We start from the raw sequence: 20,120 nt of genomic DNA on the forward strand, positions 1-20,120 counted from the left end.
TACACTCCCCTATGGTTTCAAGGTCGAATTGCCCGTTGTACCCGTTTTGCGTATTAACATTTGAATCTTGTAACGAACCTTTACTTTCGCTAAATATTCCTCAATCCAGCGACCTTTGACTTTTTCCCAGTAATGGGGATGATTCTGGGCTATCACTTCACCGAAGCCCAAATAATCGGATTTCATCATTTTGGAGCGACTGACGGCCACTTCGGCATTACTGCGAATAATTTCTACCGTCTGCTTCTGCAATTGCGTGATGGTAGCAGGATTCATTAAATCAAGCTCGCGGCATGAGCGCTGATTCACACTTCCTTCGGAACGAATGGAGACGATAAACTCCGGGATATCCCCGATAATTTTAGACTCAACTTTCGATTCGGAGGAGGTAATCTCAATTCCGGTGTAAGAGGTTCCGTCGCATGGAACTTCGATAGAAGTGCTTTCTAATTTATTCGAAATATCGGTGTAGCCCTTGCTCTCCTTCTCATTCAGCCAGCCCACCAGCTTGTCACCTTTGAATGCGGCAATCCCGTTGTACCGGAAGCGGCTGCCGGGGAGAAAGGTTTCGACGTTACTTTTGTGTTCCGCCTGCTCCAGACTACCGATTAGCCGGATCCCGGTCAAAGTCAAATCTACGCCGTCACTAGATAATCGTTTTAACACCTGATCCATTGTAATGGAGACTGTAGGCGCCCAATTTTTCTCCGATGTCTCAAGGGAATGAAGCATACTGTAAGTGGGCAGTTTTTCAAGAGGCGTATAGATCTTCAGGATATCTTCGGCCTTGGTTTCTCGAGCAACGACCACATTGAAGTCCATGCGATGTTCATTGTCACGTAGTGCATTATCTATGAAATCACTGATTCCTCTTTTCGCTAACTCCTCACCGATGACATAGAATTGCAGATGTCCCATATACACTTTACGAGGCGCCTCTGCTGTTAAGAAACGAGCGGCTTCTAGCAATGTTTTGCCCCTGCCCTGATATAAAGTCGTGGGTGGACGAGTTCCGCCTCCTTTCTGTGCAGAGATTTCACTTGGGTTGACTACCTGAAAGGAGACGAGAAATTCATCATCTACCCAGTCAAATCCTATTCCGAGCACAATCAAAAGCTCGTTCAACTCACGTCTGCTCCAGCAGCCAGTTAACGAGAGGAAGCAGAGCATCACGATCATTATTTTTAGAAATATGACCTTAAATTTATCCATGTTAACGTAACCTTTCCTCGCCTCTTCTCGCCGAAGTTTCAGGGCGTCTGAACATCAGCCATCTTGGCATCCTCAACAGAGAGTCCTGCATTTCAATTTTCCGATAGGGGGAAATCGGCGACAAATATGGTTCTCCAAAGGAACGAAGTGCACAAAGATGGAGCAGCAGCACGAATATGGCCATAAAGATACCAAGCAGACCAAAGCTGGCGGCTACAATCATAAAGAGAAACCGTAAAATCCGGATCGGAATCGACATGCTGTAGGCAGGAACTGTGAAAGTAGATATTGCTGTAATTGCGACAACGATGACCATCGCAGCAGATACAATTCCGGCCTCTACCGCAGCTTGACCAATTACGAGTGTGCCGACTACAGATACTGCTTGTCCGGTGGCCTTCGGCATACGCAGGCCGGCTTCACGCAAGATTTCGAAGGTGACTTCCATAATAAAAGCTTCGATAAATGCGGGAAAAGGCACGCCTTCGCGCTGCGCGGCTAGACTGATCAGCAGGGGAGCCGGCAGCATATCGCGGTGAAACGTTGTAATGGCGATATAGAGGGACGGGAACAGCAAAGAAATAAAGAAGCCGATGAAACGCAAAATCCGCAACAGGCTCGCATAGACCGAGCGCTGGTAATAATCTTCTGTAGATTGGAAGAAAGAAATCATTTGTGTAGGGACAAGCAGTGCGTTTGGTGTTCCGTCCACCAGAATGGCTACCTTGCCTTCCAGCAGTTGAGAGGCGACGTTATCAGGCAGTTCTGTATTGTAAACGGTAGGAAACAGCGAGTATTTGCCATCTTCAATTAGTTCCTCGATATATCCACTGTCGAGAATACTGTCGATATTAATGGATTGTAAGCGTGATTTGACCGTATCCACGACCGAAGGCTTGGCAATGCCGTTGATATACATTATCGTTACATCTGTCTTGGTGATCGAGCCGATGGAATAGGTCTCAAGCCAAAGACGGGGATCTTTAATTCTTCTGCGAACTAATGAAGTATTGGTGCGGAGCGTCTCGTTGAAGCTCTCTCTCGGTCCACGGATGGAGGTCTGATTGGTGGACTCGCCGATTTCACGTCCTTTCCACTGCCGGACATCGGCGCAGTAGGCTTGGACAGAGCCATCCAGAAAGATAACAGCTTCGCCGGACAGCAAGTTTTTATATAAGAAGCCGAACTCCGTAACAGTCTGAATCGAACCCACACCAATCAGAAGCTCTTTGGCAAGCACGACAGGGTCAGTCTCTCGTACTTCCAGTCCCTCATGATGATGGCTAAGCTTTTTCATATTCGCAATGATTACATCGGTTATGAATTGATTAATAATGTTTGCGTCCGACATGCCATCTATATAAATGACTGCAGCAGCAACCTTTTCCGTATGCTCGTAAAAAACCTGGCGAATAACTAAGTCATTACTTTCGCCCATGTCTTGACGAATACGTAGCGTATTAGGCACAACTTCTTTATCAATTAGGAGCTGGTCATCCCCCGGCAGAGTAGTCTGAGAATCATTTTGATGATAGGTGTTGGGTGGTGGATTTCGCCGCATGAATGGAACCTTCTCTCTACTTTCGCATTTCTTTCCTATTATGACCACTGCCAAATAAGTCTATGCACTGAAGAAGAGAGGCTCTGTAGTTGTGTGATTACTTCGTGAGTCATGAATCGCGAGTTCCACACATGTTAAAATTTTATTTACAAAAAGTCCCAAGTTCAATATACTTTTATCATCGGAACGTACAGATACCCTGCCTTCAATAAGGTGGGGTTTCTAATGGGGCATATTTCTATAGTAAAAGAAAAGATAAGCGGGGATTAATATCTGTGATTGTTGGAATAATAATTTTATGGGTGGTTACTTTTAAATTTCCTTTCTAAATGGCGAGCAAGCCGAAGAATTTAGCCCATGCAATATATGGATAAAATCTTCTGAGAACTAACCCTTTACCATCCCTTGTCCTGATGTGTTATGATTAGAGATAGGATCGTACTGAAAGAAATGAATCTGTTGCCCTTTCTTACAGCCATCTATTTTAAGTTGAATCAGAGCATACATTACCAGTGGGGAAGAGAAAAGGGGATACGCTATTGAAGATTACCATGAAATTCACCAGCAAAGGAAAGGCAGCCATTGAATACTTTAACAACGAGGAACTGCTGGAGATCTTTACGAGATATATCAGAACGCTAACTAAAAAGTATGATATTGAAGTAGATATACCTGCGGAGAGCAACACGAACATCGTTGGTGACGGTGTGCTCACTGCGTTGGCCAAGAACGTTAACTGTGATGCGGAGACCTTCTTCAAAGAACTGAGCCGCGACGTAAAAGTTCCTTTGAAGAAAAGAATTGGCGTCAAATTAGATAATGTCTTCAAGACAGAGATTGTTGAATAGTATTGCAATGAGCAATATGGAGTGAAAAGAAACCAGGCATCACCCGAAGTGGGGGTGCCTGGTTTTTTAATGAAAAAAGCTTTATATAAATTTATGATCAGTATATCTGGTCAAAATCCTTGGCTTGGGAGGAAATAGCGTAAACTCATGTACCCTTACTAAGCAGGTTTCTGCGGCCCAGGACATTCTCAATAATATTGATAAATTCTGCGGATACCTTGGCATCGATCGCCAATTCATAAATATCCACCAATTGTTCGTCGGATAGCATATCAAGTGATGAAGGGCGCGGAATGGGATGAAAATGATATTCCATAAGATTCCTCCAAGAGTAGTTAGAATAAAATCAGGACCCTAACTTAAATGGTACCATTTGGAATTGAATCCGTCCCCTGCCATTCGCGCTGCGAATTCATCTTTACTTTTTATTAAAGTTAAAGGATAATTAACTTTTTGTGTAAATTATGTATTGTAAGAAACGAAAAACGGCGATCCATCCCGCATAGGGGACAGTATCGCCGTTTTTGTTTTAATCCAGAGTATTGTTGCGGTCAGACAGGTACTTTTTGATTCGAGCTTCGTTTGATTCCGAGACGTTAGTAAATTGCTCCCCTTGATTGAAAAAAACGATCTTCCGTTCGGAATCATAACCGTCAATATTGTTGATGTTCACGACGTTGCTGCGGTCCAGACGTTCAAAGCCCTTGCTACCATAAGCGGCGAAAAGATCGGAAAGTGTGGTGGGGAGAACAAATTCGCCTTCTTTCGTATGGACGAATATTGTATTTTTGTAATTGGAGAAATACAATATTTCTTCCTCAAGAATTTCCTGAGAGGAACCGTCATTTAGCAAGACACGCATGTTTTCCCCATCCTTGTTCGACTACTTCCGCAGTTCTTTTGGGATTTCTGGGCTGTGTAGTCCGATCTTCATGACGGATGCAAAAAAACGGGCAGATGCGGAAAGCGTCGAAGAGGCGAGTTTGGCTGCAGTTTTCTTCATGATTTAATCCTCCTTTTTAAAGGTATTATTGTTAAGGACTGTACTAAAAAAGCAAGTCCGATAACAGTGGAGCTAATGAAGAAGTTCAGAGAAACCAGGATTATGGAGAGTATTTTTAGCGTCGGATACAACTGAGGCTGTATTTGGGCATTTTTGTCTGGATTTGGTGCGAACAAAAACATGATTAGCAAACTAATGAGGTTGATGATCCAAACCCGGTTATTTGGAAAGGTAATCAAATAGGGAGTTAGGGTACATAGTAAAATCGTAACAATGTTGCAGGCTGTTGCGGTTTTAAGATGGAACCCACCAGAGAGAAATCGTAATGACGAAAAGAATATTATAAAGATTATGGACTCGTTCAAATTCCCTAGCAGCCAACTAATCAGCAAAGTACCGAGAAAAATTAATATGCTATTCAAAATTATATTTAAAGCATATTGCATTACTTCAACAGAGGAGGTTTCTTCTGGATTGGTATTTTTTATTAAACTAGAAATTTTGTAGGCTAATTTATTCATATCGTGTCTCCAAAATTCTTTTTTCGTGAGAGATATAAATAACCGTACAGGATGATAGCATAGAAGAGAGGCATTAAATTAAAGTATGGCGATAAATTATTGAAAAGGTAAAGCATTAGCACGACTACAGTAATAGAGGGGAACGACAGGACAAACAGTATCTTTTCACTGCGATTTGTATTTATTTTTCCATCAGGCTTATCGGGAATGAAATCAAAACCCTTTCTTTTTTTACCTACATAAAAAGCAATTGAAAAAACTACAAGAGCTGATAGGCATTGAAGGGAATAGGTTCTTATTGAATTGGTAGGAATGTGAATTGTAGTAACTAATGTTCTGTTCAGGATTAAAAAAATAAGGGACTGAATAAACATATAGCTTTGATAGGCCAGGCCTGTCATGATTGCTGCATAGAAGATATGTATACGAAATAATTGCCACAAAAAGCAAAAGACCAATATGTATTGTACCAAAATATCAATTTCAGCCAAACCATATACAATTCGAATAGTATAAGAGAAGAAGGCCATGATAATTCCTGCAAATATGATTTCTTTTACATACAAATCAATTTTAAAAACTTTAAATGCGAAGTAAAACAATGTAGAACTCTCTACAACAGAAAAAATCATAAAAAGCACGAAATCCAACATGCTGACACTCCCGGTAATCAGGATAATTAATCCTTAATCTACCAAACATTATACATAATATGCTAAAATACAACAATGATGAATGACACTTTTCGGCAAAAAATTCTTGAAAATGTATTTGATAGAGACGAGGAGGGGAACTCATTGAGTCTGTTGCGGAGCATACTGAATTTCTTTATTCCGAGAGAGCGCACCTTGCTTATCACCACATTTGACCAGGTACAATATTTCAAGGCTAAAAATAGTCTACTTGCTGAAGGCATTGCGCATCGTTCCAAGATTGATGGGGGAAGCAGGGGCTTGAATCAGCGCGCGGCGGCTGGAGGAAGATCCAATCCGATCTACGAGATATACGTCCGGGAGGAAGACGAGCACGCGGCCCTACAGGCCATACGCTAACGTTAATCTAAAAAAAGCATTCCAACCGATAATCCGGTTAGGAATGCTTTTATAGTTACAAGGGAGGATTCTTGTGGCATCTGCGGCACACGGGATAGTATGCTTCATTACCGCCGATCTGAATCTGCTTGCCGCTGTAGACGGGTTTACCGTTCTCCACGCGGAGGGCCATCGTTGCCTTGCGTTCACAGAACCAGCAGATTGTTTTCATCTCCTCGATTTTGTCTGCATAGATCAGCATATATTTACTGCCTTCGAAGAGGTTGTTCTGAAAATCATTTTTGAGTCCGAACGCCATCACCGGAATCTCCAGCTCATCGACAATCCGTACCAGCTGCAGAATGCTGTCTTTGTTCAAAAACTGGCATTCATCGATTAATACACAGTGTGGCTTGGGTAGACTTTTGCTGACAATCCCGAAGATATCGGTGTTATCGTCAATCGGAATGGCCTGTTTGCGCAGTCCGATGCGGGAGGTAATATAGCCTACTTCGTCCCGGTCATCAATGGAGGGCGTGAACATCAGCACGGATTTGCCCTGCTCCTCGTAGTTATGTGCGACTTTCAATATCTCTATGGATTTTCCACTGTTCATTGCCCCGTATCTAAAAAACAACTGTGCCACGTCCATCTGTCCTTTCGTTAGTACCCGCTTAATTATGATCCCGAAAATTGCGACCTTAACAGAGTATCATATTCGGTACCGGAGAAGCCAGTGTCAATAATGCGTTCTACAGCCTTCTCGGGGCTCAGGTTATCGTAAAGATCATTATGACAGGATATGCTATAATAAATTCTATTGCAGTAAAACATGAGTTCGTATGAATGGCACGGTTTTTACCGTGTGAAGAAAGGAGGGAATGGCATGGCTGAGCAATATGATGACTACAGGGAACGGATGGCGGCTCTCGAAGCGAACGGGGAATTATCCGAGACAGCCAAGGCTCTTATGGAAGAGATATTGGCAGATCTGACCGAGAGTAATCGCAGCAACAAGGCATTGCGACGGGTGATTTTGAAAACAGGCCAATCATCCAGCATGTCTACCCGCTTACGGGAAGCATTGTATGAATAAACAGAATAACGGGTAATGGAACATTACGGAGGAACTGCTTATGGACATCATTTTTACTTTTCTCAAAAAATACAGAGTCGCCTCCATCGCTGCACTGGTCATGATGGTCATTGAGCTTGCTGTGGAATTGTCCCAGCCCCTCCTGATTTCCAAAATTATTGATGACGGAATCAGGGGGCAGAACGCATCGGTGGTGTGGCTGTGGGGTGGGGTGCTCATTGGCAGCGCGGCCCTGGCGTTTATAGCCGGTGTGCTGAGTTCTTTTCTCGCATCACATGCCAGCCAGAGCTTTGCCTTCGATCTACGGGACCGGCTGTATGAGAAAGTACAGAGCTTTACGTATGAAGTGTTTAACCGTTTTGCCACCTCGTCGCTGATTACCCGTCTGACCGTCGATGTCTCCCAGCTTCAGGATACGGTGTTCATGAGTCTGCGTTTTATGACCCGGGTTCCGCTCGTGGTATTGGGCAGTGTCATCATGGCGCTGGTCGTGCATTTTAAGCTGGGCCTGCTCCTCGCGGTAACCTTACCGATTCTGATCGTGTTTTTATATTGGGTGATGAAAAAAGCCTCCGCGTTGTTCCGTACGGTTCAGAACCGTCTTGATGGCGTGAACGGTGTCATTCAGGAAAATCTGACAGGTATTCGCCTGATTCGGGTCTTCGTACGGATGGGCCATGAAATCGGCCGTTTTGCTAACTTTAGCGGCAATTTGATGAGAACAACGATATCTGCACTTCGTCTTACAGAGACTACGATGCCGTTCATCCTATTGATTGTAAACGCGGCGATTGTGGCCGTTCTGTGGTACGGGCGTGTAGATATTTCTGCGGGCAGTGCCACCTTGGGAGAGACGGTTGCAGTGGTCAACTATTCGCTGCGGACGATCGGTGCCTTATCCGCATTATCCTGGATCGTGGTAACCTTCTCTCGCGCTCGCGCGTCTGCACAGCGGATTGGAGAGGTCATGGCTGCTGGCAATCCCTCTTCGGACGAAACAGACGGAGCACTCGGATTTCCGGCACTTGCGACATCAGACTCAGAGCATGCCGGTGAACCTGTGGCAGGAATCAAGGGCGGTGTTGTTTTTGACAGAGTGAGCTTCCGCTATCCCGGCAGCGAAATCGCTGTGCTGGAGGATGTGTCCTTTGCGGTGCAGCCTGGACAGCGGGTGGCTATTATGGGCGCTACCGGTTCCGGAAAATCCTCACTCGTTGGCCTGATCCCCCGTCTCTATGAAGAAAGTGGCGGAGTGATCACAGTAGACGGAGTGAATTCCGACAAGCTGGATCTCACGAAGCTTCGCGGCGCCATCGGCTATGTTCCGCAGGAAGTGCTGCTCTTCAGCGGCACGGTGCGTGAGAACATTGCCTGGGGCAATGAGCATGCCACTCAGGAGGAGATCGAGCAGGCTGCAGCAGCGGCCCAGATTCATGAGACGATCGTAAATCTGCCGAAGGGCTACGATACACTGCTGGGCCAACGGGGTGTCAATCTGTCCGGCGGTCAGAAGCAGCGGCTAACGATTGCCCGGGCTCTTGTTCGCAAGCCGGCAATACTGATTCTTGATGACAGTACAAGTGCGCTGGACGCGGTAACCGAAGGCTTGTTGCTCCAGGCTCTGAAGGAAATGTCCTGTACAACATTCCTGATTACTCAGAAGATCAGCTCTACAGTATCTGCAGATCTGATTCTGGTGCTGGATGAAGGCCGCCTGATTGGACGTGGCTCACATGATGAGCTGATGGACAGTTCGAAGCTCTATCGGACCATTCTTGAATCACAGACAGGGGAGGCGGAACAACATGTTGAAAGCCTTACTTGAAGCATTCCGCCATCCGAAGCCGGACATTGAGCTGGGGACTGGCAGCGGCTTCGGGACACCTTCCGGACACAAGCCCAAGGGTAAGGCTAAGGACTGGTCCAGTACGCTAAAACGGATCTGGAGCTACCTTGCTGAGCGCAAAGCCAAGCTGGGACTGGTACTGTTCATGGTAATCCTGAGCTCGGGGTTGTCGCTGCTAGGTCCTTATATGATTGGGGTGGCGGTGGACGATTATTTGGAAGGTGCAGGGGGCCGGTCCTGGGGGATTTTCCTCGGTGCACTGTCGTTGGTCTATGTTCTCTATTCACTTACCTCCTGGCTGCAAAATATTTGGATGATCGAGGTTGCCCAGGAGACCATCTACCGGATGCGAACGGAACTGTTCGCTTATCTTCACAGGCTGCCGATTTCGTTCTTTAACCGCAGACAGCAGGGCGAGATTATGAGCCGTCTGACTAATGATATCGAGAATGTCAGCTCTACGCTGAACAGCTCAGCGATCCAGATTTTCTCCAGCGTGCTTACACTGGTGGGAACACTGGCCGTTATGTTATGGCTCAGCCCGCTGCTGACACTGTTGACGTTTATTGTGGTGCCGCTAATGGTGTTTGGTATGCGCTGGATTACACGGCGGACAGGTCCGCTCTTCAAGGAGCGGCAGCGCAATATGGGTGAACTGAACGGCTATATTGAAGAAACGTTGTCCGGCCAGCGGATTATTAAGGCGTTCTCACAGGAGACAAGAGTGATCGAGGGCTTCCGTGAGCGGAATAACCGGATCATGCTCTCCGGGTACTGGGCACAGTCGATCTCCGGCTTCATTCCGAAGCTGATGAACAGCTTGAACAACCTGAGCTTCGCCATTGTTGCCGGAGTCGGCGGCTTGCTGGCGCTCCATGGCTCCATTTCAGTCGGTGTCATTCTCGTCTTCGTGGAGTACACCCGCCAATTCACCCGGCCGCTTAACGATCTGGCGAACCAGTGGAATACACTATTGTCGGCAATCGCTGGGGCAGAACGGGTATTTGAGGTGTTGGATGAGGAGACAGAGGCCCGTGATGAGGGGGCGGCGATCGCGCTGGATCATGTAGCAGGGGCTGTTCAATTCAGTGAGGTGGCTTTTTCTTATGACGGTGAAGGGGATACGCTGCGAAATATCAGTTTCGAGGCAAAGCCTGGCGAGATGATTGCCTTGGTTGGGCCGACAGGAGCTGGCAAAACAACGCTGATAGGCCTGTTATCCCGTTTCTACGATCCGAGCGAAGGCCACATTATGATAGACGGCCGGGATATCACTTCGATCAAGCGCGAGAGTCTGCGTGGGCATATGGCTTTTGTTTTGCAGGATTCCTTTCTCTTCAAGGGCAGCATCCGGGACAATATCCGCTATGGTAAGCTGGATGCTACCGATGAGGAAGTCGAGCAGGCCGCGAAGCTGGCTAACGCGCATTCTTTCATCATGCGAATGCCTGGCGGTTATGATCGCATGCTATCTGCAGATGGCAGTGGAATCAGTCAAGGCCAGAAGCAGCTGCTGGCGATTGCCAGAGCCATTCTGGCCGATCCAGCCATGCTTATACTGGATGAAGCGACCAGTAGTATTGATACGGTGACAGAGGTCAAAATCCAGGAAGGCTTGCAGGCACTGATGAAGGGCCGAACCAGCTTTGTTATCGCCCATCGCTTGAACACGATCCGTTCAGCTGATCGTATTCTCGTCTTGCAGGGTGGAAATTTGATCCAGCAGGGTTCCCACGAGAAGCTGCTTCAGGAAGAGGGGCTGTATCAGGATCTGGTGCAAGGCCAGCGGAAAGCAGCAGTTAACTGACCTGGGGACAACAGTGACTAGAAGTCCAAATATCTACCGTAGGAAGACCGAGCGTTACGTTTGAGTTTACGTTTTAGCTTACGTTTGAGCGTTACATTCGAGCCTCCGTTTGAGTTTACGCTTGGGCGTTACATTCGAGCCTCCGTTTGAGTTTACGTTTGGGCGTTACATTCGAGCCTCCGTTTGAGTTTACGTTTGAGCGTTACATTCGCGCCTCCGTTTGAGTTTACGTTTGGGCGTTACATTCGCGCCTCCGTTTGAATTTTACGTTTGGGCGTTACATTCGAGCCTCCGTTTGAGTTTACGTTTGAGCGTTACATTCGAGCCTCCGTTTGAATTTTACGTTCGAGCGTTACATTCGAGCCTCCGTTTGAATTTTACGTTCGAGCTTACGTTCAAGCTTACGTTCGAGTGCCAAGTTTCGTCTTATACACAGTAACCATAAGAAGCTCCCCGAAGGTGCATTTGCGCTATCTTGGGGAGCTTCTTATTTGATGTGCTAACGTTTAGGAGTTTTTTGAGAAACAAATATGTGGAACACATTAATATAATGATTTACGAAGTGTGATTAACGAATTGCAATTAACGAATTACAATTAACGGCATTTTTGTACCTTAAATACGCTGACGTTACCGCTTAGCGGGAAATAAGTGCAATATTGTACCTTAATTCCTCCGGAATCCCCTGTTAAGCGTGCTTTTTTGAAAATTAAGATACAAAAATGTCCTTATTTGCTTCTTTTTCCTATATCGAAGAGAAATAAGATACAAAAATGCACTTAATTAGGTGGTAGACCATTTTTCACTGTTAAAACTACTGGTAAATGTGCGATAGCGATCGCCTGAGAACTTTCTAACGGAAAGCTAGTATCGAAAGTCGAAAGCATCGGCTGTCTCCTGCATACCACTGCTTCAAGCAGTTAACATAGAAGAAACCTGAAGACAATAGAGACTGTAAGTCCAAACTTCACCGGACAATGCCGATTTTTATGTTATGTAGTAGAGTGAATTCAATAAATAGCTGGCGGTAAAGCATTTTTTACTGTTTTGTTCCGTTCGTCTGTTGCTTCTCCCGGAACCGGGGACCGACGTAATTACGTTTGCGGTCACGGGTGAGAATCCAGCCGCCGAGGAAAGTCATGCCTGCTGCGAACAACACTAGTCCCCCGCCAAAATGAAGCCAGGCGAATACCGGGGTGACGCTATCATCTCCATGCATGGAGTAATAGTCGAAGATATCATCCTTCATCATGAGAAAGCCTTTCATGGCGACAAGGCCGGGAATTACAAGGATAAGGATGGCAATAAAGCGTGAAATGAGCAGTCTCATAAGTGTCTCCTACCCTTCTAGGCGCTGTAAGTTCACCATTATGATAACGCTTCACTCTCTAAAAGTCCATTGACATATGACGTTTATACATTTTGTAATAGGCGGAAAAGGGAGTACAATGTAGTAGATTAACATTCAAAGCTAAGTGTAATGACTGGAGGATACATATCATGACAATTTCATGCGACGTGGCAGTGCTAGGTGGAGGAACCGGAGGTTATGTGGCCGCAATCCGTGCTGCGCAATTAGGGAAATCTGTTGTCGTCATCGAAATGGACAAACTGGGCGGAACCTGCCTGCATCGTGGCTGTATTCCAAGCAAATCGCTTTTGCGCAGCGCCGAAGTGTACGCGGAAATACAGGAGAGCGAAAGCTATGGTATTGAGACTAATGGCGTAAAGCTCGTATTCCCTAAAGTACAGCAGCGCAAGGAATCCGTAGTCGATCAACTTCATCAAGGCGTACAGTATTTGATGCGCAAAAATAAAATACAAGTCATTAAAGGGAAAGGGCGCGTGACTGGCCCTTCTATTTTTTCTCCACGCAGCGGTGCTGTGGCAGTGGAACTGGAAGATGGCGAGATGGAGACCGTTGTCTCGGAGCATCTCATTATCGCTACCGGTTCCCGTCCGCGTGTTCTGCCAGGACTCCAGCCTGACGGCAAGATGATCCTCAGCAGTGAAGAAGCTTTGACGCTGGAAGAGCTTCCGTCTTCGATGATCATCGTCGGCGGCGGAGTGATTGGTGTAGAGTGGGCTTCCATGCTGGCTGATTTCGGCGTAGAGGTGACCGTGGTGGAAGCCGCAGACCAGCTTCTGCCGCAGGAAGATGAGGAAGTGGCACGTGAACTGCAGCGTCTTCTGAAGAAAAGGGGCGTTAAGATTTTAACAGGTACGACTGTGGAGGCAGAGAGCTTCAGCAGCAGTGGGGACACGTTGTCCATCGAAGCGGTAAAAGGCGAAAAGCGGCAAGTTCTGACGGCTGAGAAACTACTCGTATCGGTAGGGCGGGTAGCTAATGTGGAGAATATTGGTCTGGAGAACACGGACATCCGCGTAGAGAAGGGTGTTATCTCGGTCAACGCCAACATGCAGACCAGCGAGCCGCATATCTATGCGATCGGTGACTGCATTGGCGGATTGCAGCTGGCCCATGCAGCCAGCCATGAAGGCATTCGGGCTGTGAATCACTTGGCCGGGGAGCCACTTCATCCTTATCATCCCCACCTTGTTCCCCGCTGTGTGTACACACGGCCTGAGGTTGCAAGCGTAGGTTATACGGAGAAGGAAGCCAAGGCACTGGGGCATGATGTCGTTACCGGTAAGTTCCCGTTCTCGGCCATTGGCAAAGCTATTGTATACGGCTTACAGGACGGGTTCGTCAAGGTCGTGGCTGATCGCAGCAGCCGTGACATCCTTGGTGTGCAGATGATCGGGCCGCATGTGACCGATCTGATCGGGGAAGCGGCGCTGGCCCAACTGCTGGACGCGACACCTTGGGAAGTTGGCGAGGCGATCCATGCACATCCGACGTTGTCGGAGATCGTGGGCGAGGCCATGCTGGCAGTCGATGGCAAGGCAATCGGCTTATAAAATGCACTGCGCGGGACATGAGGGACAGCAGACAACAGGTTCTGCTGCCCAAATGGCTTCAAAAGGGCTGTCAAACGTGTATTTCCGGCTTTTCTTTTTGAGTAAGTTGGGATTATAATAGACTCAAGCCAAGTCTTAGTACCTGGTTTTAAGATCAGGGTATAGGTGGTCCTAAAACAGTCTAAGAATTGAGACTTTATGAACAAGCGTATCCCTTCGAAGGCGTTTTGTACGAAGGAGCTCGAAGAAGTTACGCTTACCAAACTTTAGGAGGTACCTCATTTATGGAATTGCAAGGTACTGTAGAAATCGTTAACCGACATAAGCAGCTTGGACTCAGCGACGGCCAGGTCATTGATATGTACAGATATATGCAGCTCTCTCGCAAATACGATGAGCGCAGCCTGTTGCTGCAGCGCGCCGGAAAGATCAATTTCCATGTCTCCGGTATCGGCCAGGAGGCGGCCCAGGTGGCAGCGGCTTTTGCACTGGATCGGCAGAATGATTATTTTTTGCCATACTACCGCGATTATGCTTTCGTATTGTCTGTCGGGATGACGGTGCGTGAATTGATGTTGTCCGTCTTCGCTAAAGCAGAAGACCCTAACAGCGGTGGCCGGCAGATGCCAGGCCATTTCGGCAGCAAACGTCTGCGGATCGTAACCGGATCAAGTCCGGTAACGACTCAGGTGCCGCATGCGGTTGGCTTTGCGCTGGCTGCCAAGATGAAGAAGAAGCCATTTGTTTCTTTTGTCACCTTTGGGGAAGGCTCCAGCAACCAGGGAGATTTTCATGAAGCATGTAACTTTGCAGGGGTCAACAAGCTTCCAGTTATTATTATGTGCGAGAACAACCAGTACGCCATCTCCATTCCGGCCCACCGCCAGCTTGGCGGGAAGGTCAGCGACCGCGCGTTAGGTTATGGATTCCCGGGTATTCGTGTTGACGGCAATGATCCGCTGGAAGTGTATCGTGTAGTGAAGGAAGCGCGCGAACGAGCGTTAGCTGGTGAAGGTCCTACCTTGATTGAAGCGATGATGTACCGCTTAGCGCCGCACTCGACTTCTGATAACGATCTGGCTTACCGGACGAAGGAAGAGGTTGACGAGAACTGGAAAAAGGATGGCGTAGCCCGTTTCCGCGATTATTTGACAGCGCTGGGACTTTGGAGCGAGGAGCAGGAACGTGATCTCGTGGCGGAGTGCAATCTGGAGCTGAAAGAAGCGATTGAATACGCGGACAATGCACCGTTCCCGAAACCGGAAGATACGCTGCTGCATGTGTACAGCGATTCCCAGTCACAAGGAGGGGTATAAGACATGGCTATGATGGAATATATTGACGCTATTCGGCTGGCAATGAAGGAAGAAATGGAGCGCGATGACTCCGTCTTCGTACTGGGTGAGGATGTAGGTGTAAAAGGCGGCGTATTCACGACAACCAAGGGACTGCAGGAACAGTTCGGTGAAGAGCGTGTTCTGGATACACCACTTGCGGAATCCGCGATCGCCGGGGTTGCCATCGGTGCAGCCATGTACGGTATGAAGCCGATTGCCGAGATGCAGTATTCGGATTTCATGCTGCCAGCAACCAACCAAATTATTAGTGAAGCGGCCAAAATCCGTTACCGTTCCAACAATGATTGGGACTGTCCGCTGGTGATTCGTGCACCTATCGGTGGCGGTATCTTCGGAGGCCTGTACCATTCACAGTGTGCTGAATCCATCTTTTTCGGTACACCAGGCTTGAAAATCATAGCACCATACTCGGCCTATGATGCCAAAGGGCTGCTGAAGGCCGCAGTACGTGACCCCGATCCGGTCCTGTTCTTTGAACATAAAAAATGCTACAAGCTGATAAAAGGGGACGTTCCCGAAGGTGACTACACAGTGCCGATCGGTGAAGCGAACCTGCTGCGCGAGGGCAGTGATATTACGGTCATCAGCTATAGCCTCCCGTTGCATTTTGCCATGCAGGCAGCGGAAGAACTGGAGCGTGAGGAAGGCATCACCGCACATATCCTCGATCTGCGTACGTTGCAGCCGCTGGATACAGCTGCGATTATCGCTGCAGTTCGTCAAACGGGCAAGGTGCTGATCGTTCATGAGGACAACAAATTCGGTGGTGTCGGCGGTGAGGTCGCAGCCATTATTGCCGAGCATTGCTTGTTTGATCTGGATGCCCCAATCTTCAGACTCTGCGGTCCGGATGTACCGGCCATGCCGATTAGTCCGCCAATGGAGAAATTCTTCATGCTTAGCAAGGATAAAGTGAAGGCAGAAATGCTTCGACTGGCACAATACTAACATTCATTTGTTTTGCGGAGCGAATGCTTTCGAAGTCAAGTTTTACTGCGTAGTAACTCAAGGAGTATAGCTTCGTAAAACTAAGCGGTTGCTTTCGAAGTCAAGTTTTACTGCGGAGTAGCTCAAGGTGTATAGCTTCGTAAAACTAAGCGGTCGCTTCGGAAGCCAGTTTTACTGCGGAGTAACTCTAGGAAGCATAGCTTCGTAAAACTTTTAAGGAGTGAAATTATGTCTGACAATCAAAAGTTGACCGACGTGGTTATGCCTCAGCTCGCGGAATCGCTTGTGTCGGCAACCATTGGCAAATGGCTGAAGAAACCGGGCGATCCGGTGGAGCAGTATGAGCCGCTGTGTGAACTTATTACGGATAAAGTAAATGCTGAGCTGCCTTCTACTGTTGATGGAATTATGGGCGAGCTTCTGGCTGAGGAAGGCCAGACGATTAACGTAGGCGAAGTGATTTGCCGTATTGCTGTACCTGTATCATCTTCTGAAGTGGGTTCGGTCGCAGCCAGCGCAACTCCGCAATCGCCTGTTGGCGCTGTGGCAGCACAGGCAGTACCAGTTACTCCGCCAGCTGGAAGACCTGCGATTTCTGCTTCATCTGCTGATGCTCCGATGCGTGCCCGCTATTCTCCGGCCGTTCAGACGCTGGCAGCAGAGCATAACATTGATTTGACTGCTGTTAGTGGTACAGGCATGGGCGGACGCATTACCCGTAAGGATGTGCTGTCGTACTTGGAAGCGGGAGGTGCCACTGCTGCTGGGCAAAATGTAGCACAAGCTCCTGCTCCGACTACGACTACGACGCAGGCGCCAACATACGTACAGGCACCAACATATGCACAGACACCAACTCCGGCAGTTCCAACTGCATCGCCAATGGCGGAAGAAGCATCGGCACCGCTTGAGCCGGTTCGCCATTCTGGATTGCACTTAAGTGAATCCCCGCGAATTCCATCAATTGAGATTGAAGGAGCGCAAAATGGCGCTTCCGAATACTTGATCGATGTCACACCGATCCGTAATACCATTGCGACCAGAATGCGCCAAAGTGTGTCGGAAATTCCACATGCCTGGACCATGATTGAAGTGGATGTAACCAATCTCGTTGCTCTGCGCAACAAGCTAAAGGATGATTTCAAGCGCAAGGAAGGCATTAATCTGACTTACCTGGCTTTTATGATGAAAGCAGTGGTTAGTGCTATTAAGGATTATCCGATCATGAACTCGGTCTGGGCGGTTAACAAAATCATCGTGAAGCGTGATATCAACATCTCGCTGGCTGTCGGCACGGAAGACTCCGTAATGACTCCGGTGATCAAGAAGGCCGATCAGAAGAACATCGCGGGTCTGGCTCGTGAAATTGACGAACTGGCACAGAAGACTCGGGAGGGCAAGCTGCGCCTCGATGACATGCAAGGTGGAACCTTTACCGTCAACAATACCGGCTCATTTGGTTCGATTCTGTCTTATCCAATAATTAACTATCCGCAGGCGGCAATACTGACCTTTGAATCCATCGTGAAAAAGCCGGTTGTCATCAATGACATGATTGCCGTGCGTTCCATGGCGAACATCTGTCTGTCGCTCGATCACCGGATTCTCGATGGTGTGATTTGTGGACGCTTCCTGCAACGTGTAAAAGATAATATTGAAGGCTATACGCCGGAAACGAAGCTTTACTGATCCATACCCGGCCCATCACAGGAAACAGAGACTCGCTAAAGGGGACCCTGACGCATGGAGAATTTGAATGATCAAAGGCTGCGTATTTCCTATACACCATTGATGGAATATGGTCCAGCATGGGAGCTGCAGAAGAAGCTTGTGCAAGGGATTGACCGTGGCGAGCAGCCGGAGCAGTTGATCCTTTTGCAGCACCCGCCTACCTATACCATCGGATCGCAGAATCATCCCGAGCATCTTCTTTTGGACAGTGTACAATTGAAGGAACAGGGCATTGCTTTGTTTGAAATCGACCGCGGCGGGGATATTACATATCATGGGCCCGGACAATTGGTCGGCTATCCGCTATTGAAGCTGGGCGAACAGGGCAGAGTGGATCTTCATGGCTATTTGCGCACTTTGGAAGCAGTAATTATTGATTATCTTGCTTCTCATGGCATCGTAGGCAGCCGTAAGCCGGAATATACAGGTGTATGGGTAGGCGATGAGAAGATTTGCGCGATCGGTGTGAAGTTTAATAAAAGCAAACATCGCAGAGGGTTTATTACCAGCCACGGCTTTGCTTTTAACATTTCTGCGGAAATCGCCCGCCAAGGCTTTCAGGGCATTGTCCCCTGTGGCATTACGGAGTATGGGGTGACCTCTCTGGAGGCATGCGTTGGTCACTCAGTGGAGATTGAGGAAGTGGCACAGTCGCTGATTCCTCATTTTCTGCAGCATTTTCCTTTTGATAGTGAAGCCATTTCGTCCTGGAATGAACTTTAAGTGTGATTGGGTCCCGGGAAAAATGGAAAATCCAAATAGCGGCCGGGAGAACCCTGGCCGCTATTATTATCGTTGCCTGTGCAGGAGATTAGCCGACAAGGAAGAGCTCGATGAAACCTAGCAAGGTGGATGCGATCATGGCGATCAGCATAACGTAGATAACGATACGAAACCATTTTTGACGTTGCATGAGTGACTCCTTTTAAATTAGTTTAAGTTATGAACATATCACAATTACAACTATTGTAACGTATCCGCGAAAGAGAGGGAAGTCCAGTGATTGTACAGGACCGATTGATACAGGAATTTATGGAGCTTGTCCGTGTGGACAGTGAGACGGGAAATGAACGGGAAATTGCCGATGTGTTGACGAGCAAGTTCAAAGCGCTGGGTCTGGAAGTTGTCGAAGATGACTCCCAGGAGCGGACAGGACATGGAGCGGGCAATTTGTTTGTCACATGGCCTGCAGATCAAGGAGTAGTGGCGCCTAAGCTACTGTTCACTTGCCATATGGACACAGTGGTGCCCGGTAAAGGCATTAAGCCAACTCTGCATGAAGACGGCTGGATTACAAGTGACGGAAGCACGATCCTGGGTGCAGATGATAAAGCCGGATTAGCGGCACTGTTTGAAGCGATTCGGGTGATCCAAGAGCAAGGTCTGCCGCATGGACAGATTCAGTTCGTTATCACAGCCGGAGAGGAGTCGGGGTTGTTGGGCGCACGTGCTATGGACGCGAAGCATTTGGACGCTGAGATTGGTTTTGCACTGGACTCTAATGGTGAAGTAGGTGCGATTGCCGTGTCTGCACCGACTCAGGCGAGAATTACTATGCAAATTTACGGGAAATCTGCGCATGCCGGGGTTAATCCAGAGGACGGAATTAGCGCTATTCAAGTGGCCAGCAAAGCGATCTCGGCAATGAAGCTGGGCAGAATTGACAGCGAAACTACGGCCAATATTGGCAAATTCGCTGGCGGCGGTCCGACGAATGTCGTATGCGATCATGTGCAGCTCGATGCGGAAGCACGTAGTATTGTACAGGAGAAGGTGGATCGGCAGATTGAATCCATGCGCGAAGCGCTGGAGACAACGGTCCGCGAATATAACGCAGAATGTGAATTCCGCAGCGAAGTGATCTATCCGGCGTTTAGCTTCAATCAGCATGATCCTGTTGTGCAGCTTGCAGACCGTGCGATCACGTCGCTTGGCCTGACAACGCGCCTGTTTGCTTCCGGCGGCGGCAGCGATGCCAACGTGTTCAACGGACTGAAGGTGCCAACAGTCAATCTTGCCATTGGTTACGAGCACATCCACACGACCCAGGAGCGAATTAAGGCTGCGGATATCGCCAAAGCCGCTGAACTGGTGGTCGCCATCATTCAGGAGAACGTTAAGGGATAGGCTGGCTACAGCCCCTCCCTGCTGAACTCAACACAAAGAGCTGTTATCTGACTGGCATACTGCCAGAACAGGTAACAGCTTTTTTCGTATTATTAGGTCAGCCAGAAAA

20 protein-coding genes are annotated in these 20,120 nt (G+C 47.9%); 11 read left to right on the forward strand and 9 right to left on the reverse strand.

The window, feature by feature from the left end; translation table 11 throughout:
* Positions 1–9: 9 nt before the first annotated feature.
* Entirely contained in the window at positions 10–1,212 is a 1,203-nt protein-coding gene (locus ACFORK_RS03375; protein ID WP_379195582.1) for a Ger(x)C family spore germination protein, read from the reverse strand.
* 1 nt (position 1,213) lies between these two features.
* Positions 1,214–2,773: a spore germination protein gene (locus tag ACFORK_RS03380; protein WP_379195585.1), complete on the reverse strand. Its 1,560-nt coding sequence runs from the start codon at positions 2,771–2,773 to the stop codon at positions 1,214–1,216.
* 539 nt (positions 2,774–3,312) lie between these two features.
* On the opposite strand from ACFORK_RS03380, the gene ACFORK_RS03385 reads away from it, so the two are divergent.
* On the forward strand, positions 3,313–3,621 hold the full coding sequence (locus ACFORK_RS03385; RefSeq protein WP_379195587.1) for a hypothetical protein: 309 nt from the start codon (positions 3,313–3,315) through the stop codon (positions 3,619–3,621).
* Positions 3,622–3,766: 145 nt separating this feature from the next.
* On the opposite strand, the gene sda is transcribed toward ACFORK_RS03385, so the two are convergent.
* The 4 genes from sda to ACFORK_RS03405 all read right to left on the reverse strand — a co-directional run bounded on the left by sda (position 3,767) and on the right by ACFORK_RS03405 (position 5,798).
* Positions 3,767–3,937, reverse strand: coding sequence for a sporulation histidine kinase inhibitor Sda (gene sda, locus ACFORK_RS03390; RefSeq protein WP_379195589.1), 171 nt, complete (start codon positions 3,935–3,937; stop codon positions 3,767–3,769).
* A gap of 213 nt (positions 3,938–4,150) precedes the next feature.
* Entirely contained in the window at positions 4,151–4,483 is a 333-nt protein-coding gene (locus ACFORK_RS03395) for a LytTR family DNA-binding domain-containing protein (protein WP_379195591.1), read from the reverse strand.
* A 137-nt stretch (positions 4,484–4,620) separates the two neighbouring features.
* Complete coding sequence (locus tag ACFORK_RS03400) at positions 4,621–5,145, reverse strand: accessory gene regulator ArgB-like protein (protein WP_379195593.1); 525 nt, start codon at positions 5,143–5,145, stop codon at positions 4,621–4,623.
* Positions 5,142–5,798: a hypothetical protein gene (locus tag ACFORK_RS03405; protein ID WP_379195595.1), complete on the reverse strand. Its 657-nt coding sequence runs from the start codon at positions 5,796–5,798 to the stop codon at positions 5,142–5,144. The genes ACFORK_RS03400 and ACFORK_RS03405 overlap by 4 nt, the downstream gene beginning before the upstream one ends.
* 144 nt (positions 5,799–5,942) lie before the next feature.
* Between ACFORK_RS03405 and ACFORK_RS03410 the strand changes: the two genes are divergently transcribed.
* Positions 5,943–6,197: a putative signal transducing protein gene (locus tag ACFORK_RS03410; RefSeq protein WP_379195597.1), complete on the forward strand. Its 255-nt coding sequence runs from the start codon at positions 5,943–5,945 to the stop codon at positions 6,195–6,197.
* Positions 6,198–6,252: 55 nt separating this feature from the next.
* Here the strand turns inward: ACFORK_RS03410 and ACFORK_RS03415 are convergent, their stop codons facing one another.
* Complete coding sequence (locus tag ACFORK_RS03415; RefSeq protein WP_379195599.1) at positions 6,253–6,822, reverse strand: thymidine kinase; 570 nt, start codon at positions 6,820–6,822, stop codon at positions 6,253–6,255.
* Between the two features lie 240 nt (positions 6,823–7,062).
* Between ACFORK_RS03415 and ACFORK_RS03420 the strand changes: the two genes are divergently transcribed.
* The 3 genes from ACFORK_RS03420 to ACFORK_RS03430 are packed head-to-tail and all read left to right on the forward strand — an operon-like array spanning position 7,063 to position 10,925.
* Entirely contained in the window at positions 7,063–7,272 is a 210-nt protein-coding gene (locus ACFORK_RS03420; RefSeq protein WP_379195601.1) for a Ni2+-binding GTPase, read from the forward strand.
* Positions 7,273–7,312: 40 nt separating this feature from the next.
* The gene (locus tag ACFORK_RS03425) at positions 7,313–9,097 is read left to right on the forward strand and encodes an ABC transporter ATP-binding protein (RefSeq protein WP_379195603.1); all 1,785 of its coding nucleotides are present in this window, start codon (positions 7,313–7,315) and stop codon (positions 9,095–9,097) included.
* Positions 9,078–10,925: an ABC transporter ATP-binding protein gene (locus ACFORK_RS03430; RefSeq protein ID WP_379195605.1), complete on the forward strand. Its 1,848-nt coding sequence runs from the start codon at positions 9,078–9,080 to the stop codon at positions 10,923–10,925. The genes ACFORK_RS03425 and ACFORK_RS03430 overlap by 20 nt, the downstream gene beginning before the upstream one ends.
* A 1,039-nt stretch (positions 10,926–11,964) precedes the next feature.
* Here the strand turns inward: ACFORK_RS03430 and ACFORK_RS03435 are convergent.
* Positions 11,965–12,255, reverse strand: coding sequence for a DUF2627 domain-containing protein (locus ACFORK_RS03435; RefSeq protein ID WP_379195607.1), 291 nt, complete (start codon positions 12,253–12,255; stop codon positions 11,965–11,967).
* A gap of 170 nt (positions 12,256–12,425) precedes the next feature.
* Here ACFORK_RS03435 and lpdA point away from each other — a divergent pair, with 170 nt between their 5' ends.
* The 5 genes from lpdA (at position 12,426) to lipB (ending at position 18,607) form a co-directional block, all read left to right on the forward strand.
* A complete protein-coding gene (gene lpdA / locus ACFORK_RS03440) occupies positions 12,426–13,847 on the forward strand; it encodes a dihydrolipoyl dehydrogenase (protein WP_379195609.1) in 1,422 nt (473 codons plus the stop codon).
* Positions 13,848–14,131: 284 nt separating this feature from the next.
* A complete protein-coding gene (locus tag ACFORK_RS03445) occupies positions 14,132–15,163 on the forward strand; it encodes a thiamine pyrophosphate-dependent dehydrogenase E1 component subunit alpha (protein WP_379195611.1) in 1,032 nt (343 codons plus the stop codon).
* 3 nt (positions 15,164–15,166) lie between these two features.
* A complete protein-coding gene (locus ACFORK_RS03450) occupies positions 15,167–16,153 on the forward strand; it encodes an alpha-ketoacid dehydrogenase subunit beta (RefSeq protein ID WP_379195613.1) in 987 nt (328 codons plus the stop codon).
* A 228-nt stretch (positions 16,154–16,381) separates the two neighbouring features.
* The gene (locus ACFORK_RS03455; protein WP_379195615.1) at positions 16,382–17,842 is read left to right on the forward strand and encodes a dihydrolipoamide acetyltransferase family protein; all 1,461 of its coding nucleotides are present in this window, start codon (positions 16,382–16,384) and stop codon (positions 17,840–17,842) included.
* 63 nt (positions 17,843–17,905) lie between these two features.
* Positions 17,906–18,607, forward strand: a complete 702-nt coding sequence (gene lipB, locus ACFORK_RS03460) for a lipoyl(octanoyl) transferase LipB (protein WP_379195774.1) — start codon at positions 17,906–17,908, stop codon at positions 18,605–18,607.
* A gap of 88 nt (positions 18,608–18,695) precedes the next feature.
* Here the strand turns inward: lipB and prli42 are convergent, their stop codons facing one another.
* Complete coding sequence (gene prli42 / locus ACFORK_RS03465; protein WP_379195617.1) at positions 18,696–18,797, reverse strand: stressosome-associated protein Prli42; 102 nt, start codon at positions 18,795–18,797, stop codon at positions 18,696–18,698.
* Between the two features lie 86 nt (positions 18,798–18,883).
* Here prli42 and ACFORK_RS03470 point away from each other — a divergent pair, with 86 nt between their 5' ends.
* A complete protein-coding gene (locus tag ACFORK_RS03470; protein ID WP_379195619.1) occupies positions 18,884–20,011 on the forward strand; it encodes a M20/M25/M40 family metallo-hydrolase in 1,128 nt (375 codons plus the stop codon).
* The last annotated feature ends 109 nt before the right edge of the window (positions 20,012–20,120 follow it).

It is taken from the genome of Paenibacillus sp. GCM10012306 (genome assembly GCF_042649265.1).
In the GTDB taxonomy this organism is placed as follows: Bacteria; Bacillota; Bacilli; order Paenibacillales; family Paenibacillaceae; genus Paenibacillus_AQ.

What these genes read in the sequence shown, in the direction of transcription:
- ACFORK_RS03455 (WP_379195615.1), top strand. Translation starts at nt 16,382, where the DNA reads ATGTCTGACAATCAAAAGTTGACCGACGTGGTTATGCCTCAGCTCGCG.
- ACFORK_RS03405 (WP_379195595.1), bottom strand. Translation starts at nt 5,798, where the DNA reads ATGTTGGATTTCGTGCTTTTTATGATTTTTTCTGTTGTAGAGAGTTCT.
- prli42 (WP_379195617.1), bottom strand. Translation starts at nt 18,797, where the DNA reads ATGCAACGTCAAAAATGGTTTCGTATCGTTATCTACGTTATGCTGATC.
- lpdA (WP_379195609.1), top strand. Translation starts at nt 12,426, where the DNA reads ATGACAATTTCATGCGACGTGGCAGTGCTAGGTGGAGGAACCGGAGGT.
- ACFORK_RS03420 (WP_379195601.1), top strand. Translation starts at nt 7,063, where the DNA reads ATGGCTGAGCAATATGATGACTACAGGGAACGGATGGCGGCTCTCGAA.
- sda (WP_379195589.1), bottom strand. Translation starts at nt 3,937, where the DNA reads ATGGAATATCATTTTCATCCCATTCCGCGCCCTTCATCACTTGATATG.
- ACFORK_RS03445 (WP_379195611.1), top strand. Translation starts at nt 14,132, where the DNA reads ATGGAATTGCAAGGTACTGTAGAAATCGTTAACCGACATAAGCAGCTT.
- ACFORK_RS03435 (WP_379195607.1), bottom strand. Translation starts at nt 12,255, where the DNA reads ATGAGACTGCTCATTTCACGCTTTATTGCCATCCTTATCCTTGTAATT.
- ACFORK_RS03425 (WP_379195603.1), top strand. Translation starts at nt 7,313, where the DNA reads ATGGACATCATTTTTACTTTTCTCAAAAAATACAGAGTCGCCTCCATC.
- ACFORK_RS03430 (WP_379195605.1), top strand. Translation starts at nt 9,078, where the DNA reads ATGTTGAAAGCCTTACTTGAAGCATTCCGCCATCCGAAGCCGGACATT.
- ACFORK_RS03450 (WP_379195613.1), top strand. Translation starts at nt 15,167, where the DNA reads ATGGCTATGATGGAATATATTGACGCTATTCGGCTGGCAATGAAGGAA.
- ACFORK_RS03380 (WP_379195585.1), bottom strand. Translation starts at nt 2,773, where the DNA reads ATGCGGCGAAATCCACCACCCAACACCTATCATCAAAATGATTCTCAG.
- ACFORK_RS03400 (WP_379195593.1), bottom strand. Translation starts at nt 5,145, where the DNA reads ATGAATAAATTAGCCTACAAAATTTCTAGTTTAATAAAAAATACCAAT.
- ACFORK_RS03395 (WP_379195591.1), bottom strand. Translation starts at nt 4,483, where the DNA reads ATGCGTGTCTTGCTAAATGACGGTTCCTCTCAGGAAATTCTTGAGGAA.
- ACFORK_RS03375 (WP_379195582.1), bottom strand. Translation starts at nt 1,212, where the DNA reads ATGGATAAATTTAAGGTCATATTTCTAAAAATAATGATCGTGATGCTC.